Here is a 16,390-nt window from a genome sequence, read left to right on the forward strand (position 1 = left end):
CTGTCACTCTGCCCGCGCGGGGACCAAAATTTCACGCTGCCCGCTGCCGCTCATGCTGCTGACCAAGCCGGCCTTTTCCATGTCTTCCACCAAGCGAGCGGCACGGTTGTAGCCAATCTTGAGGTGGCGTTGCACCAAAGAGATGCTGGCCTTGCGGTTTTTCAGGACCACCTCAACAGCCTGGTCGTACATCGGGTCTTTCTCGCCGTTGTCCCCTTCGCCCAGCATGCCGCCGTCGTCATCGGTCGTGCCGCCTTCGAGCACACCCTCGATGTAATCGGGCTCGCCTTGGCTTTTCAGGTAGCTCACCACGCGGTGAACCTCCTCATCGCTCACAAATGCGCCATGCACGCGGATGGGGAAGCCCGTGCCCGAGGGCATGTAAAGCATGTCACCCATGCCCAGCAAGGCTTCGGCGCCCATCTGGTCGAGGATGGTGCGGCTGTCGATCTTGCTGGACACCTGAAATGCAATGCGGGTTGGGATGTTGGCCTTGATCAGACCCGTGATCACGTCCACGCTGGGGCGCTGGGTGGCCAAGATCAAATGGATACCGGCGGCCCGGGCCTTTTGGGCCAAACGGGCGATCAGCTCTTCGATCTTCTTGCCCACCACCATCATCAGGTCGGCCAACTCGTCGATCACCACCACGATGTGCGGCAGGCGCTTGAGCGGCTCGGGATCGTCCGGGGTGAGACTGAAGGGGTTGTAAATGAACTCTTCGCGGGCGGTGGCTTCGTCGATCTTGACGTTGTAACCGGCCAAGTTGCGCACACCCATTTTGCTCATGAGTTTGTAGCGCTTTTCCATCTCGGCCACACACCAGTTCAGGCCATGGGCCGCTTGGCGCATGTCGGTCACCACAGGGGCGAGCAAATGCGGAATGCCTTCGTAGACCGACATCTCCAGCATCTTGGGGTCGATCATCAAGAGGCGCACATCGCGCGCTTCGGCCTTGTAGAGCAAGGACAAGATCATGGCGTTGATCCCCACCGACTTGCCCGAACCGGTGGTACCGGCCACCAGCACGTGCGGCATTTTGGCCAGATCGGCCACCACCGGGTTGCCGATGATGTCTTTGCCCAGGCCCATGGTCAGCATGGACTTGGCTTCGTGGTAGACCTGCGAGCCCAAAATTTCGCTGAGTTTGATCGATTGGCGCTTGGCGTTGGGCAACTCCAAGGCCATGAAGTTTTTGCCGGGAATCGTCTCGATGACCCGGATCGAGACCAGGCTGAGCGAGCGCGCCAAGTCTTTGGCCAGGTTCACCACCTGCGAGCCTTTGACGCCCGTGGCGGGTTCGATTTCGTAACGCGTGATCACCGGGCCGGGCGCTGCAGCCACCACGCGCACCTCCACACCAAAATCCTTGAGTTTTTTCTCGATCAGGCGGCTGGTCATTTCCAGCGTTTCGGGCGACACGGTTTCCTGGCGAACAGACAGGCTGTCGAGCAAGTCCACTTGCGGCAGTTTGCTGTCGGGGAGTTCGGTGAACAGGGGCTTTTGGCGCTCCTTGACGACCCGATCGCTGCGCGGCACATCCACCACGGCGGGTTCAATGACCCGCGGCGCAGGCCCCGGCACAGGCAATGGCACGGGCTCCAGGTCCAATTGGCCCTCCGGTGCGGGGGTCAAATGGTCCATGTCCCACTGCGGCTCGATCGCTTGCGAGGGCATGGCCTGTTCCCGCTCGCGCAAGGCTTGCTGGCCCATGGCCCAATCTTCTTCGATCTCACGCTTGACGTGGCGGGAGCGGATCAGACCATCGATGCGCGAGCCCACAGCCTCGGCCAATTGGCCCCAAGAAAAGCGGAACACCATCGCCACGCCCGCCACCAGGGCGGCCAAAGCGGCCAATGCAGCCCCCGTGAAACCCAGCCAATGAACCGCCACCGAACCCATCAAATACCCCAACACGCCGCCACTGTGCCCCGGCAAATTGGCCTCCAAACGGTACAAACGCGCCCACTCCAGGCTGGTGCTGGCGCACAGCAGCAGGGCCAGCCCCAACCAGAATGTCCATGGACCACTGCGGCCTGGCGTTGGGGCCTCGATCGCGTCATCTTGTCGGGTGCCCCGCAGCCACCGCGCCAAACCCACCAACCAAGCCCGCCCTGCTGCGGCCAAGCACCACCAAGCGGAGTAACCCAAGCCGAAATAAGCCAAATCAGCCAACAGGGCGCCTGCGCGGCCAATCCAGTTGCGCACCGCTGGGCCGCTGCCCGATGTGGACCACGCCGGGTCGCTCGGCTGGTAACTGAGCAAGGCCAACAGGCACAGCAAAAGGGCTGCGCCGCCGACCAGCAGGGCGATTTCTTGGGCAAAACGGGCCCAAAACGACTGAGGTGGCCCCGCCTCCTCGGCCCGGGCCGTGGGATGGGTCAATGTGTGCAATGAATAAGTCATAAATTTAGGGTCAAGCTTACCCGATCAAACCCCTCGTGCGGGCTGAACGGCCCCATCTGTTTCCCCTCTGGGCTCGACGTCATTGCGTGTTTCTTACAATCACCCCGAGCGGTGCTTTGTACCGACTTCGTCTTTTCAACCTTTGCCCTCCCCGATTGCTCACCATGTCCGCCACTTCCAAACATGCCCAAGTCCTGATTCTCGGCTCCGGCCCTGCCGGTTACACCGCTGCGGTGTACGCCGCCCGCGCCAACCTGAAACCGCTGTTGATCACCGGCATGGCTCAAGGCGGTCAGCTCATGACCACCACCGAAGTGGACAACTGGCCCGCTGACGTGCACGGCGTCCAAGGCCCGGACCTGATGCAACGCTTCCAAGAGCATGCCGAGCGCTTCAACACCGAGATCGTCTTTGACCACATCCACACCGTGAAGCTGGAGCAGCGCCCCTTCACCCTGATCGGGGACAGTGGCACCTACACCTGCGACAGCCTGATCATCGCCACGGGTGCATCGGCCAAGTACCTGGGCTTGCCTTCTGAAACCGCCTTCATGGGCCGCGGCGTGAGCGGCTGCGCCACTTGCGACGGCTTCTTTTACCGCGAGCAACTGTGCTGCGTGGTGGGGGGTGGCAACACCGCTGTGGAAGAAGCCCTCTATTTGTCCAACATCGCCAGCAAGGTCTATCTGATCCACCGCCGCGACAAATTCAAGGCCGAACCCATCTTGGTCGACAAACTGATGGACAAGGTCGCGGCGGGCAAAATCGTGCTGAAAACTTTCCAGACTCTGGAAGAAGTGCTGGGTGACGCCTCGGGCGTGACTGGCGTGCGCCTGAAAAGCACCGTGGACGGCAGCTTGCAGGACGTGGAACTCAAGGGCTGCTTCATCGCCATTGGCCACGCGCCCAACACCGAAATTTTCCAAGGTCAGCTTGAACTGGAAAACGGCTACATCGTGACCCAAAGCGGCCTCAAGGGCTTTGCGACCCAGACTTCGGTGCCCGGCGTCTTCGCAGCGGGCGATGTGCAAGACCACGTTTACCGCCAGGCCATCACCAGCGCAGGCACGGGTTGCATGGCGGCCTTGGATGCACAGCGCTTCCTGGAGCAAAACCAGGCCTGATTTCTGGTTATAATCCAAGGCTTTGCTGCTTCTGCCTAGGCTTCTTGCTTGGGGCTACAGGCACAGTGATCTGGGATACCGCCACCCATCTTGGCGAGGTGAGGCTGGAACGCCAGGCCCCATGCAAGTCTGCATGAGACCCATCGGCACCGGCTGTTTTAAAAGTATCGGAGTGTCCACATGGCACGCGTTTGCGACGTAACGGGCAAAGGCCCAATGACGGGAAACAACGTTTCCCACGCCAACAACAAAACCAAGCGCCGGTTCCTGCCGAACCTGCAATACCGTCGTTTCTGGGTTGAAACAGAAAACCGTTGGGTGCGTCTGCGCGTTTCCAGCGCTGCTCTGCGCCTGATCGACAAAAACGGCATTGATGCCGTGCTCGCAGACCTGCGCGCACGCGGTCAAGCCTAAACCCAGAACATTAGGAGTCATACACCATGGCAACCAAAGGCGGACGCGAAAAAATCAAGCTGGAATCCACAGCTGGTACTGGTCACTTCTACACGACCAGCAAGAACAAGAAAACAATGCCCGAGAAAATGTCGATCATGAAGTTCGACCCCAAAGCTCGCAAGCACGTGGAATACAAAGAAATCAAACTGAAGTAATTCAGCCTGATTCTTCTCACCGAAAACCCGCCTCTGGCGGGTTTTTTGTTGCCCGCTGGGTGCACGGGACCTGTGGGGTGCAGCCGGGGTCCAGCGACGGCCAGACAGCCATCCAAGAAAACAGGGCCCGAGGGGCCAAAAAAAACAGGGCCCGAGGGCCCTGATGGCTTAAGCGCTCAAAGTGCTCAGGCCGGTTGGCGCGCAGCACGCAGCTTGACCGAGAAGTCACGCAAGGCTGCGATGCCGCTTTCCTCTGCGCTGCGGCACCAGGCTTGCAGGTCGGCGGCCAACTGCTCGCGTGAGTGCGAGGTGTTGAGCCAGATTTGGCTCAGCTCTTCACGCATCTGCACCATTTTGTCGAGCACCGGGCTGGCCGCTCGGGCCAATTGGAGTTGCGCCTGCGCAGCGGCCGGCACTTTGGCAGCGTCGCGGTGCAACCATCTCTTGGCGGTTTGCACCGCATCGGCGTCGAGTTTGAGTTTGCCGGCTTCTTCTTGCATCACGGTGCGCACATGGCGTGCGTAACCCGCCATCACTTCATAACGGTTGGCGATGAGGGCTTCCAGCGTCTTCTCGTCGGCCACAGGGCGGATGTCGCCATAGGCCAAGCGGGGCGGCGTTTTCTTGACGGTGGCCAGACCCATGGTTTCGAGGACACGGATGTACAGCCAACCGATGTCGAACTCGTAAGGCTTGACCGACAACTTGGCCGATGTGGGGTAGGTGTGGTGGTTGTTGTGCAACTCTTCACCACCGATCAGGATGCCCCAAGGCGAGATGTTGGTGCTGGCGTCGTGCGCCTCAAAGTTGCGGTAACCCCAGTAGTGGGCTGCACCGTTGATGATGCCCGCAGCCGTGATCGGGATCCAGGCCATTTGCACAGCCCAGACGGTCAGACCGATGAAGCCAAACAGCGCCACATCGATGATCAACATCAGGGCCACACCTTGCCAGGAAAAGCGGGTGTACAGGTTGCGCTCGATCCAGTCATCGGGCGTGCCATGGCCATAGCGCTGCAGGGTTTCCTTGTTCTTGGATTCCTTGCGGTAAAGCTCGGCGCCCGTGAACAGCACGGTTTTGATGCCGTGCACATGGGGGCTGTGGGGGTCTTCGGCCTGCTCGCACTTGGCGTGGTGTTTGCGGTGGATGGCCGCCCACTCTTTGGTCACCTGACCGGTGGTCAACCACAGCCAAAAACGGAAAAAGTGCGAAGGAATGGCGTGCAGGTCCAAAGCACGGTGGGCTTGGTGGCGGTGCAGAAAAATCGTGACGCTGGCAATGGTGATGTGGGTCAAGCCCAAGGTGATCAACACCATCTGCCACCAAGAAAAGTCGAACAAGCCGTGGCCCATCCACTGGATGAGCGCATCCAAAAAAGCCCAATCAGGCAAGAACATGAGTTTGTCTTTCTACGAACGCCTTATTTCAGGCCATCGTTCAATTTTAAGTTTTTCAGCCGACAAAGGACAGCTGAGATTCACGTGCGCCCACCCAAAAGCAATCCATAACCATTACTTTTTGACCCACACGGCCGCAAAAAAACCGTCTGTGGCATGTCGGTGGGGCCAGAGCCGGAGGAAAGCGCCTTCCGACGGGGCATCACTTGGGGGCTCACCCACTGGCGCGGGGGAGCACAAACTGGCCGCATTCGGCACTTTCAGGCGGTCCAGCTCTTGTGCCACATTCAGCGGCACAAAGTCCGGGTTGGCGGCGCTGAAGGCTTGCGCGATCCGCTCGTTTTCTTCGGGCAACACGCTGCAGGTGGCATACACCAAACGGCCGCCCGACTTGACCATGCGCGAGGCGCTTTGCAAGATGGCTTGCTGCTTTTCGGTCAACTCTTGCATCGCTTGGGGCTTTTGCCGCCACTTCAAATCCGGGTTGCGCCGCAGGGTGCCCAGGCCCGAGCAAGGCGCGTCGACCAACACACGGTCGATCTTGCCCGACAGGCGTTTCACGCGCTCATCGCGCTCGTGCGCAATGGCCGCCGGGTGCACATTGGACAAGCCGCTGCGGGCCATGCGGGGTTTGAGGGCATCCAGGCGGTGGCCAGAGACGTCGAAAGCGTACAAACGGCCTGTGCTGCGCATGGCCGCGCCCAGCGCCAGCGTTTTACCGCCCGCGCCAGCGCAAAAGTCCACCACCATCTCACCCCGGTGGGCATCCACCAGCAAGGCGAGCAACTGCGAGCCTTCGTCCTGCACCTCGATGGCGCCGCGGGTGAAAGCGTCGGTCTTTTGCAAAGCGGGTTTGCCTTGCAAGCGCAGGCCCCAAGGCGAATAAGGCGTGGGCTCGGAGGCGATGCCCGCTTGGGCCAGCTCTTTTTGGATGTCGTTGCGTTTGGCCTGAAACAGGTTGACGCGCAAATCCAGCGTGCCCGCTTGCTGGAGGTTCTCGGCCAAGGCCCAGAAATCCTCGCCCAGTTGGGCTTGCAGGGCTTGCGCCATCCACTCGGGCAGGTTGTGGCGGTGCGGGGCCATCAGGGCGTCTGCGGGAATGGCATCGCAAGTGGCCAGCCATTTCTTCTCGGTGTCGTTGAGGGCCGAGGTCAGAAAATCGCGCGGGCCGAAAAACCCCAAAATGGCCAGCTTGCGCTCTTTGGGGCCGGAGCCCGAACGGGCCAGCTGCTCAAACAGGAGTTTTTTGCGCAGCACCGCAAAAGCGGTTTCGGCCAGGGTGGCACGCTCGCGGGGGCCCAAGGCGCGGTGTTCGCGGAAGTAGCGCGAGACCACCGCGTCGGCGGGGTGTTCAAATTGGAGGACCAGCCTGACCAGATCGGCGCAGGCGTCTAAAAGGGCTTTTGGATGCATAGGGCTGCATTGTCCCATCCCCAGCCCTGGGTCAGTCACACAGCACAGGAAAGACATGTCAGAACCATTGCCACCGATGATCGAAACGCCCAAAGGCCTTTACCGCCATTACAAAGGCGGCCAATACCGCGTGCTCGGCACCGTTCGCCACAGCGAAGACCTGCAGCCCATGACGCTTTACCAAGCGCTGTATGGCGAACAGGGCCTGTGGGTGAGGCCCGCAGCCATGTTTGCCGATGTGGCCGAGTTCAACGGCAAAGTTCAGCCGCGCTTTGCCCGCATTGGCGACTGACGAGGGTCTGGCAGGTCGCAGGCTTCAGCCCCGACAGGCATCGTTGGCCAAAGCCCAAGTCGGGGCTGAAGCCACCGACCTACAAAGACAGGCTTTGAAGACATTCAGCCACAGCCCGTGGATAGATCAGGTGCTCCTGCGTGAGCACGCGCTCGGCCAAGGTTTCCGCCGTGTCGTCGGCCAAAACAGGCACCACCGCCTGCGCCAAGATGGCGCCATGGTCGAGCTCGGCCGTGACCTGGTGCACCGTGGCCCCGGCAAAACGGCAACCGGCATCGATCGCGCGCTGGTGCGTGTTCAGCCCCGGAAAAGCCGGCAATAGGGACGGGTGGATGTTAAGCAATCGCCCCGCGTAATGGGCCACAAAACCGGGCGTCAGGATGCGCATGAAGCCCGCCAAAACAAGCAAGGCGGGCGCGTGCCGATCGATCTCGGCGATCAGGGCGGCATCAAAATCTTCCCGGCTCGCAAACGACTTGTGGTTCAGCACCGCCGTGGCGATGCCGTTTTCTTGGGCAAAGACCAGGCCTTGGGCATCGCTGCGGTTGCTCAGCACGGCGGCCACCCGAGCGTTCAGGCGATCGGCCCAACGGCCCTGCTCGGCCGCACGCACGATGGCGGCCATGTTGGAGCCCGAGCCGGAAATCAGGATGACGATGTTTTTCATGAAGGGGAGAATTATCCCCTGCGCCAGCTTGCAAGCCGGTGTTTTGTCGCCCCAAGGACAGGGGCTGGCGGCCTGCGCGTGATAAAAAGCACGACCGTTTGATTTTGAGAGAACACCCCATGGATTTGGCATTCACCCCCGACGAACTCGCGTTCCGCGACGAGATCCGCACCTGGGTCAAGGACAACTTGCCCGCTGACATTTCACAAAAAGTGCACAGTGCCATGCGCCTGACACGCGAAGACATGCAGCGCTGGGCCAAGATTTTGGGCAAAAAAGGCTGGTTGGGTTGGGGCTGGCCCACGCAGTTTGGCGGCCCCGGCTGGACTGCCGTGCAAAAGCATTTGTTTGAAGAAGAGTGCGCCCTGGCCGGTGCGCCCCGTGTCGTGCCCTTTGGCCCCGTGATGGTGGCCCCGGTGATCATGGCGTTCGGCAATGCCGAGCAGCAGCAGCGCTTTTTGCCGGGCATCGCCAGCGGCGAAGTCTGGTGGAGCCAGGGCTACAGCGAGCCGGGCTCGGGCTCGGACTTGGCGTCACTCAAAACCCGCGCTGAGCGCGTGGGCGACAAATACATTGTCAATGGCCAAAAAACCTGGACGACCTTGGGCCAATACGGCGAGTGGATCTTCTGCCTGGTGCGCACCAGCACCGAGGGCAAGCCCCAAACCGGCATTTCCTTCCTTTTGATCGACATGAAGTCGCCCGGCATCACCGTGCGCCCCATCAAGCTGCTGGACGGCGAGTGCGAAGTCAACGAAGTCTGGTTTGACAACGTCGAAGTGCCCGCTGAGAACCTGATCGGTGAAGAGAACAAGGGCTGGAACTACGCCAAGCACCTGTTGGCCCACGAGCGCACCAACATCGCCGACGTGAACCGCGCCAAACGTGAGTTGGAGCGTTTGAAGCGCATCGCCAAAGCCGAGGGCGTGTACGACGACATGCGTTTCCGTGACGAAATCGCCAAGCTCGAAGTGGACATCGTGGCGCTGGAGATGCTGGTGCTGCGTGTCCTGTCGGCCGAAAAATCTGGCAAGAATTCGCTCGACATCGCCGGTCTGTTGAAGATCAAGGGCAGCGAAATCCAGCAGCGCTACACCGAACTGATGATGCAAGCCGCAGGCCCCTTTGCCCTGCCCTTCATCTTCGAAGCCATGGACGCGGGCTGGCAAGGCAACTTCCCCGGCGGCGTGGTGGCCAACGCGCCCCTGGCTGCCAACTACTTCAACATGCGCAAGACCACCATTTACGGCGGCAGCAACGAAGTGCAACGCAACATCGTCGCTCAGACAGTTCTGGGTTAAGGAGACACACATGGATTTCGATTTTTCTGACGACCAAGAACAACTGCGTGACGCGGTGCGCAAATGGGTGGACAAGGGCTATGACTTTGACCGCCGCCGCGCCATCGTGGCCGCAGGCGGGTTTGACCGCGCCGCTTATGGCGAAATAGCCGAGTTGGGCCTGACCGGCCTGTACGTGAGCGAAGACCACGGCGGTATGGGCATGGGCCCCACCGAAGCCATGGTGACCATGGAAGAGCTCGGCCGCGGCATCGTGCTCGAACCTCTGACCCAGACCCTGATCTGCAGCGCCACACTGCAAACCCACGCCCCGGCAGCCCTGCAAGCGGCCTGGTTGCCCCGCATGGCTGCAGGCGAAGCCATCGTGGTGCTGGCGCAGCAAGAACGCGGTGCCCGTTACCAACTCAACCGCTGCGCCGCCCAGGCCAGCGAATCCGGTGGCGCATGGACCGTCAGCGGCACCAAGAGCCTGGTCGCCGTGGGCGACCAGGCCGACGCCTTTGTGGTGCCCGCCACCGTGAACGGCCAGATGGCTTTGTTCTTGGTCGAGCGCAGCGCCAGCGGCGTGAGCACGCAGGCCTACATCACGCAAGACGGCTCGAGAGCCGCCGAAGTGGTGCTGAACCAAGCCGCAGCCCAGCTGATCACCCTGAACGGCCTGAGCGCTTTGGAAGAAGCGGTGGACATTGGCATCGCTTGCACGTGCGCCGAAGCCGTTGGCGTGATGGACAAAACCCTGGCCATCACCGTGGACTACATGAACACGCGCAAGCAGTTCGGTGTGAACATCGCCAGCTTCCAGGCCCTGCGCCACCGCGTGGCCGACATGAAGATGCAACTGGAGCTGGGCCGCTCGATGAGCTATTACGCCAGCCTCAAATTGCACGCGCCCGCCGACGAGCGCCGCCGGGCGCTGGCCCGCGCCAAGTACCAGCTGGGCGTGTCCATGCGTTTCATCGGCCAGCAAGCGGTGCAACTGCATGGCGGCATCGCTGTGACCGACGAGTACATCGCCAGCCACTACTTCAAGAAATTGACGCAGCTGGACATGACCTTTGGCGACACCTTGCACCAGCTGGGCGAAGTGTCGGCCCGCATGCAAGAAACAGCGGGTGTGTTCGCCTGAGTTCCACGCCAGGCCTTCGCTTTTTGTGGGCGGCGGCCCCTGCCGCCGAATGCACACGGGATCGCGTGCAAACCTTCGCGAGCAGGGGCTCGCTCCCACAAAAGCATTCCGCTTCAGCCAGGTTTCCAAAAGAGCAATACGCTTTGTCTAGGCTCCCACATGGGCACTGCGCTTTGGCTAGGCTCCCACAAGCGCACTGCGCTTTGTCTCGGCTTTACTCCGCCTCGTGCACGCGCAAAAAAGAGGCAAAACGCGGCAAACCCGAGGGTGTGCGCTCGCGGTAGCGGTAAGTGACCCAGGCCCCCACGGGCGGCGGATGGCGGCGCTGGGCATCCTTCAAGCCAGCGCCCAAGGCGAAGCGCTGACCCGAAGGCATTTGCACCCACAAGGCCCCTGTTTGGCCCTTCAATCGCCCTTTTCCCGCCTGGTGCCCCACCACCAAGCCCTCTTCATCCCAGAAGGGCTTGAGTTTGAACAAGGCATCCGTGCGACCGGGCTGCCACGGGGCATCGGCCCGGTGCAGCATCAGCCCCTCGCCACCTTGGCGCACCGTGTCCTTCAACAAGGCATGCAATGCACGGGCGTCTGCCACCTCGCCTTGTTCGACCGGCACCAGCCAAGGGCGCTGCGCCTGGGCCAAGGTGGACTGCAGGAAAGCCACCCGCTGCGCGAACGGCGCCCCATGCCCTGGGGCGTCAAAAACCAGGTACTTCACCGCTTGCCAGGCCTGCTCATCGGCTTGGGTCTGGCGCACCACGCCCGAAAGCCGGTCAAATGCCCCGCGCCCCATCCACAACTCACCGTCAAGTCCCACCCGAGGCAAAGCCGACAAAAACCAAGCCGGGGCTGCGATCACCCGGCCACTGCGAAAACGCAAGATCTGCCCATCCCAAACGGCCCTGACCCCGTCGAACTTTTCACTCACCCAAAAGCCTTGCGGTGACCGTCCTGAGGACCAGGGCATCGCCAGCTCTACCCCGATGGGGTCCCCTGGTGGAACGGGCCTCAAGGCTTGCGCCCCCACACGGGGCATCAGCCAAGGTGAGGCCATCAGCGCCAACACGCTGGCGCGTCGGCTCGGCCCAGGGGTGGGGATGGATGTCAAAGGCTGGGGCATGGCGGGTCTCCCTGAAGGCGCCATCACCACCCAATTGCCCGGATTGCAATGGGTTATGGGGCCTTTTGTTTTAAGGGTGCCATGATGCGGCGCTTTGTGCATCCGCGCAAGCCACGGTGCCAAAGCACCCACTCAGGCCATCAAACGCGAGCTCTTGGGCACATGGGCCATCAAAAAAGCCATCTGGTCGCTCAGGATGCGGCGGTTGCGCAAGATGAAGTCTTCCCACAAACTGGGGATGTAAGGCGCATACAACAAAGGCATGTTGGCTTGCTCGGGGGTGCGGCTGCTTTTGCGGTGGTTGCAAGAGCGGCAAGCGGTCACCACGTTCATCCAGTGGTCAGGGCCTTTTTGGCATACGGGAACAATGTGCTCCCGCGTCAAAACCGATTCATGGAAAGTGCAACCGCAATAGGCGCAGACACAGCGGTCGCGCGCAAACAGCTTGGGGTTGGTCAAGCCCGAACACAAATCAAAGGGGTTGATGCGGGGCACACCTTGGGTGCCGATGATGCTGTTGACGGCAATCACCGACTGTTGCCCCGTGAGGGCGTTGTGCCCGCCGTGGAACACGGCCACTGGCTGGCCCGCTTCCCAGCGCACCTCGCCAGCAGCGTAGTGGGTCACCGCCTGCTCCAGTGTGATCCACGACTGGGGCAGCCCTTGGGCTGAGAGTTTCAAGACCTTCACACACGACTCCTTGGCACAGATGCACCGCATGGACACGGAAATGGGACTGTCTCGTTCCGGTCAGTCCAGGCGGGGTGCCAAGGCGCTGATGGAGCGGGCTCGGTCACAATATACGCTTGGAATTTCTCAAAACCATGACAAGGGCCCCAAGTCCCAAGTCCAGCACACACATTGGCGCCAGCACATGAAGGTTTTTCGCGGTTTTCACCACCCAGATCTGGCCCCTGCCTGCGCCGTGACCATCGGCAACTTCGATGGCGTGCACCGCGGGCACCAGGCCATGCTGGCCCTCTTGCGCAGCGAAGCGGCCCACCGCGGCGTGCCCAGCTGCGTGATGACCTTCGAGCCCCACCCCCGCGACTACTTTGCCAAGGCGCTGAACAAGCCCGATCTGGCCCCTGCCCGCATCGCCACCCTGCGCGACAAGCTGCTGGAGCTCGAACGCTGCGGCGTCGACCAAGTGGTGGTCTTGCCCTTTGACGCCCGGCTGGCTGGCCAGTCGCCCGAGGACTTCATCCTACAGGTGTTGGTCCAGGGCCTGGGCGTGCGCTATGTGTTGGTGGGCGACGATTTCCGCTTTGGTGCCAAAAGGGCGGGCGACTACGCCATGCTCGACGCCGCAGGCCAGCGCCTGGGCTTTGACGTGGCGCGCATGAACAGCTACGAGGTGCGCGGCCTGCGCGTGTCCAGCTCGGCCGTGCGCGATGCGCTTCACACCGGCGATCTGCCCGCGGTGCAGGCCCTGCTGGGCCGCCCCTACAGCATCAGCGGCCATGTGGTGCATGGGCGCAAGCTCGGGCGCGAGTTGGCCGCCTCGGCCGCGGGCGCGGGTGACGGCTTTCGCACCCTGAATTTGCGCTTCTCGCACTGGAAACCTGCGGCCAGCGGCATCTTTGTGGTGCAGGTGCATGGCCTGGCCGACCAGCCCTTGCGGGGCGTGGCCAATTTGGGCATCCGCCCCTCGCTGGACCCGAGCGATGTGAACGGCGGGCGCGTTCTGCTCGAGACCCATGCCTTCGACTGGCCGGCCCTTCTGGGGGCCGAGGGAGGCTACGGTAAAATCATCCGCGTGGACTTGCTGCATAAATTACACGACGAACTCCAATACGACGGTCTGGATGCCCTGACAAAGGGCATTGCCAAAGACTGCGACAACGCACTGGCGTGGTTTGCGTCGCGCCATGGTGAAACCAGCCGCCAAACCACCCGCGACCGAATTTGACGCACCGGCCCTCGTTTGCTGCCCTTCGACAGGCTCAGGGCGAACGAAAAAACGGCCCAGCCCTTGCCTTTACCTCTCCGAACGGCCCGCCGCTCGGGCTGAGCTTGTCGAAGCCCTCTCGACTTGACGCACCATGACCGACAAAGACCAGAACCCCGACACCCGCATCAACATGATGGACACCCCCTTCCCCATGCGCGGCGATCTGCCCAAGCGCGAGCCGGGTTGGGTGAAGGACTGGAACGACGGCGGCCTCTACAAAAAACTGCGCGCCGCACGCCAAGGTGCCCCCTTGTTCGTGCTGCACGACGGCCCCCCCTACGCCAACGGCAAACTGCACATCGGCCACGCACTCAACAAAGTGCTCAAAGACATGATCGTCAAATCCAAGCAACTCGCTGGCTTTGACGCGCAATACATCCCCGGTTGGGACTGCCACGGCTTGCCGATCGAAAACGCCATCGAAAAACTGCATGGCCGCAACCTGAGCCGTGATGACATGCAGGCCAAGAGCCGCGCTTTTGCCACCGAGCAAATTGGTCAGCAGCGTGAAGACTTCAAGCGCCTGGGCGTGCTGGGCGACTGGGAGCGCCCCTACCGCACCATGGACTTCGCCAACGAAGCCGGTGAAATCCGGGCCTTCAAGCGGGTGATCGAGCGCGGCTTTGTGTACCGAGGCCTCAAGCCCGTGTACTGGTGCTTTGACTGCGGCTCGTCCTTGGCCGAATTCGAGATCGAATACGCCGACAAAAAGAGCGACACGCTCGACGTGGCTTTTGAAGCCGACGACAGCGCCGCGCTGGCCGCCGCCTTTGGCCTGGCCAAGCTGCCCGGCGAGGGCAGCCCCAAAGCTTTTGCCGTCATCTGGACCACCACCGCCTGGACGATTCCCGCCAACCAAGCGCTCAACGCCCACCCCGAGTTGGAATACGCCCTGGTGGACACCCCGCGCGGTGTGCTGCTGCTGGCCGCCAGCTTGGTTGACAAATGCCTGGAGCGCTACCAACTGCAAGGCACCGTGATCGCCACTGCGGTGGGTGAGAAGCTGCGCGGCCTGGTCTTCCGTCACCCGCTGTACGACACGGTGGCGGAAGGCGAAGGTGGCGAATACAGCTACCGCCGCAAGTCCCCGCTGTACCTGGCCGAGTACGTGACCGCCACCGACGGCACGGGCATCGTGCACTCGTCGCCCGCCTACGGCGTGGACGACTTCAACTCCTGCGTGGCCAACGGCCTGAAATACGACGACATCTTGAACCCGGTTCAAGGCAACGGCGTGTATGCGCCCGAACTGCCCTTCTTTGGCGGCCAGCACATCTGGAAAGCCTGTGCCCGCGTGATCGAGGTGCTGGGCCAAAGCGACCGCCTGATGGCCACGGTGGAAATCACCCACAGCTACCCGCACTGCTGGCGTCACAAAACACCCGTCATCTACCGCGCCGCCGCCCAGTGGTTTGTGCGCATGGACGAGGGCGTGGGCGTCTTCACGAAAGACAAAGCGCCCAAAACCCTGCGCCAGCTGGCGCTGGACGCCATCGAGGACACGCAGTTCTACCCCGAGAACGGCAAAACCCGCCTGCGCGACATGATCGCCAACCGCCCCGACTGGTGCATCTCGCGCCAGCGTTCATGGGGCGTGCCCGTGCCGTTTTTCCTGCACAAAGACAGTGGCGAGCTGCACCCGCGCACCATGGACATCATGGACCAAGCCGCTGACATCGTGGAGAAAGGCGGCATCGAAGCCTGGAGCCGCGTGACCGTAGAAGACATCTTGGGCGCACAGGACGCGCCCCACTACACCAAGAGCACCGACATTTTGGAAGTCTGGTTTGACTCCGGCTCCACCTTCCAGCATGTGCTGCGCGGCAGCCACAAAGACGCTTACGGCGTGCCGCCTTTCCACCACGAAGGTCCTGAGGCCGATCTGTACCTCGAAGGCCACGACCAGCACCGTGGCTGGTTCCACAGCTCGCTGCTGCTCGGTTGCGCCCTTTACGACCGCGCCCCTTACAAAGGTTTGCTGACCCACGGCTTTGCCACCGACGGCCAGGGCCGCAAGATGAGCAAGAGCTTGGGCAACACCGTCGAGCCGCAAACCATCACCTCCAAAATGGGGGCCGAAATCGTGCGCCTGTGGGTGGCCAGCACCGACTATTCCGGTGACCTGAACATCGACGACAAGATCCTCGCCCGCGTGGTGGACAGCTACCGCCGCGTTCGCAACACCTTGCGCTTCTTGTTGGCCAACGTGAGCGACTTCAATCCGGCCACTGACACCGTCCCAGACGAGCAACTGCTGGAGATCGACCGCTTTGCCTTGGCCCGTGCCGCACAGCTGCAGGCCGACATCCGCGCCCACTTCGACAAGTACGAGTTCCACCCGGTCGTCTCCAAGTTGCAGATTTATTGCTCGGAAGACCTCGGTGCGTTTTATTTGGACGTGCTGAAAGACCGCCTGTACACCAGCGCACCCCAGTCGCTGGCCCGTCGCAGCGCGCAAACCGCTTTGTGGCGCATCACCCACGGCATGCTGCGCTGGATGGCGCCCTTCCTCTCCTTCACGGCAGAAGAAGCTTGGAGCACCTTTGGCAGCTCCGAATCCATCTTCATGGAAACCTTCAGTGACTTCGGCTCGGCCGATGCAGCGCTGCTGGCCAAGTGGGCCCGCATCCGCGAAATCCGCGACCTGGCGAACAAGGACATTGAAAACCTGCGCACCGCCGGCCAAGTGGGGGCGTCGCTGCAAGCCGAGATCACGCTGACCGCGCCTGCCGCAGACCACGCCCTGCTGGCCAGCTTGGGCGAAGACATCAAGTTCGTGTTCATCACCTCCAAAGTCAGTCTGAGGGTCGGCGAAGAACTGTCCGTGCAAGTCACGCCCAGCCAAGCCACCAAATGTGAACGCTGCTGGCACTACGCCGACGACGTGGGCCAAGACGCTGCACACCCCACCATTTGCGGTCGCTGTGTGAGCAACTTGCATGGCGCTGGCGAGACCCGCCGGGTCGCCTGAGCGCGCGACGG

Annotated in this window: 14 protein-coding genes; 8 read left to right on the forward strand and 6 right to left on the reverse strand. The window is 61.9% G+C overall.

Going from position 1 to position 16,390, the window contains the following annotated elements; translation table 11 throughout:
* Nucleotides 1–3: 3 nt before the first annotated feature.
* Entirely contained in the window at nt 4–2,406 is a 2,403-nt protein-coding gene (locus B9Z31_RS04560) for a DNA translocase FtsK (protein ID WP_100118396.1), read from the reverse strand.
* Nucleotides 2,407–2,570: 164 nt separating this feature from the next.
* Between B9Z31_RS04560 and trxB the strand changes: the two genes are divergently transcribed.
* The 3 genes from trxB (at nt 2,571) to rpmG (ending at nt 4,141) form a co-directional block, all read left to right on the forward strand.
* The gene (trxB, locus tag B9Z31_RS04565) at nt 2,571–3,530 is read left to right on the forward strand and encodes a thioredoxin-disulfide reductase (protein ID WP_100118397.1); all 960 of its coding nucleotides are present in this window, start codon (nt 2,571–2,573) and stop codon (nt 3,528–3,530) included.
* Nucleotides 3,531–3,710: 180 nt separating this feature from the next.
* Complete coding sequence (rpmB, locus tag B9Z31_RS04570; protein WP_026039317.1) at nt 3,711–3,944, forward strand: 50S ribosomal protein L28; 234 nt, start codon at nt 3,711–3,713, stop codon at nt 3,942–3,944.
* A 26-nt stretch (nt 3,945–3,970) separates the two neighbouring features.
* Nucleotides 3,971–4,141 carry a 50S ribosomal protein L33 gene (gene rpmG / locus B9Z31_RS04575; protein WP_006298735.1) on the forward strand — a complete coding sequence of 57 codons (171 nt, stop codon included), beginning with the start codon at nt 3,971–3,973 and terminating at the stop codon, nt 4,139–4,141.
* 185 nt (nt 4,142–4,326) lie between these two features.
* Here rpmG and B9Z31_RS04580 read toward each other — a convergent pair whose 3' ends face one another.
* Entirely contained in the window at nt 4,327–5,538 is a 1,212-nt protein-coding gene (locus B9Z31_RS04580) for an acyl-CoA desaturase (protein WP_100118398.1), read from the reverse strand.
* A 114-nt stretch (nt 5,539–5,652) separates the two neighbouring features.
* Nucleotides 5,653–6,951: an RsmB/NOP family class I SAM-dependent RNA methyltransferase gene (locus B9Z31_RS04585; RefSeq protein ID WP_100118399.1), complete on the reverse strand. Its 1,299-nt coding sequence runs from the start codon at nt 6,949–6,951 to the stop codon at nt 5,653–5,655.
* 55 nt (nt 6,952–7,006) lie between these two features.
* On the opposite strand from B9Z31_RS04585, the gene B9Z31_RS04590 reads away from it, so the two are divergent.
* On the forward strand, nt 7,007–7,243 hold the full coding sequence (locus B9Z31_RS04590; RefSeq protein WP_100118400.1) for a DUF1653 domain-containing protein: 237 nt from the start codon (nt 7,007–7,009) through the stop codon (nt 7,241–7,243).
* A 79-nt stretch (nt 7,244–7,322) separates the two neighbouring features.
* On the opposite strand, the gene purN is transcribed toward B9Z31_RS04590, so the two are convergent.
* Nucleotides 7,323–7,910 carry a phosphoribosylglycinamide formyltransferase gene (purN, locus tag B9Z31_RS04595; RefSeq protein ID WP_100118401.1) on the reverse strand — a complete coding sequence of 196 codons (588 nt, stop codon included), beginning with the start codon at nt 7,908–7,910 and terminating at the stop codon, nt 7,323–7,325.
* Nucleotides 7,911–8,029: 119 nt separating this feature from the next.
* Here purN and B9Z31_RS04600 point away from each other — a divergent pair, with 119 nt between their 5' ends.
* Both B9Z31_RS04600 and B9Z31_RS04605 read left to right on the forward strand, forming a co-directional pair.
* Nucleotides 8,030–9,211, forward strand: coding sequence for an acyl-CoA dehydrogenase family protein (locus tag B9Z31_RS04600; RefSeq protein WP_100118402.1), 1,182 nt, complete (start codon nt 8,030–8,032; stop codon nt 9,209–9,211).
* Between the two features lie 10 nt (nt 9,212–9,221).
* Nucleotides 9,222–10,337 carry an acyl-CoA dehydrogenase family protein gene (locus B9Z31_RS04605; protein WP_100118403.1) on the forward strand — a complete coding sequence of 372 codons (1,116 nt, stop codon included), beginning with the start codon at nt 9,222–9,224 and terminating at the stop codon, nt 10,335–10,337.
* 214 nt (nt 10,338–10,551) lie between these two features.
* Here the strand turns inward: B9Z31_RS04605 and B9Z31_RS04610 are convergent, their stop codons facing one another.
* Together B9Z31_RS04610 and B9Z31_RS04615 are read right to left on the reverse strand one after the other, a co-directional pair.
* Nucleotides 10,552–11,454 (reverse strand): DNA ligase, encoded by a 903-nt coding sequence (locus B9Z31_RS04610; RefSeq protein ID WP_233200740.1) that lies wholly within the window; start codon nt 11,452–11,454, stop codon nt 10,552–10,554.
* Between the two features lie 132 nt (nt 11,455–11,586).
* Nucleotides 11,587–12,144, reverse strand: coding sequence for an HNH endonuclease (locus B9Z31_RS04615; RefSeq protein ID WP_100118404.1), 558 nt, complete (start codon nt 12,142–12,144; stop codon nt 11,587–11,589).
* A 184-nt stretch (nt 12,145–12,328) separates the two neighbouring features.
* On the opposite strand from B9Z31_RS04615, the gene B9Z31_RS04620 reads away from it, so the two are divergent.
* Nucleotides 12,329–13,366 (forward strand): bifunctional riboflavin kinase/FAD synthetase, encoded by a 1,038-nt coding sequence (locus B9Z31_RS04620; protein WP_100118405.1) that lies wholly within the window; start codon nt 12,329–12,331, stop codon nt 13,364–13,366.
* 133 nt (nt 13,367–13,499) lie between these two features.
* On the forward strand, nt 13,500–16,379 hold the full coding sequence (ileS, locus tag B9Z31_RS04625) for an isoleucine--tRNA ligase (protein WP_100118406.1): 2,880 nt from the start codon (nt 13,500–13,502) through the stop codon (nt 16,377–16,379).
* Nucleotides 16,380–16,390 lie beyond the last annotated feature (11 nt).

This window comes from Limnohabitans sp. G3-2 (assembly GCF_002778275.1).
Taxonomy (GTDB): domain Bacteria; phylum Pseudomonadota; class Gammaproteobacteria; order Burkholderiales; family Burkholderiaceae_C; genus Limnohabitans_A.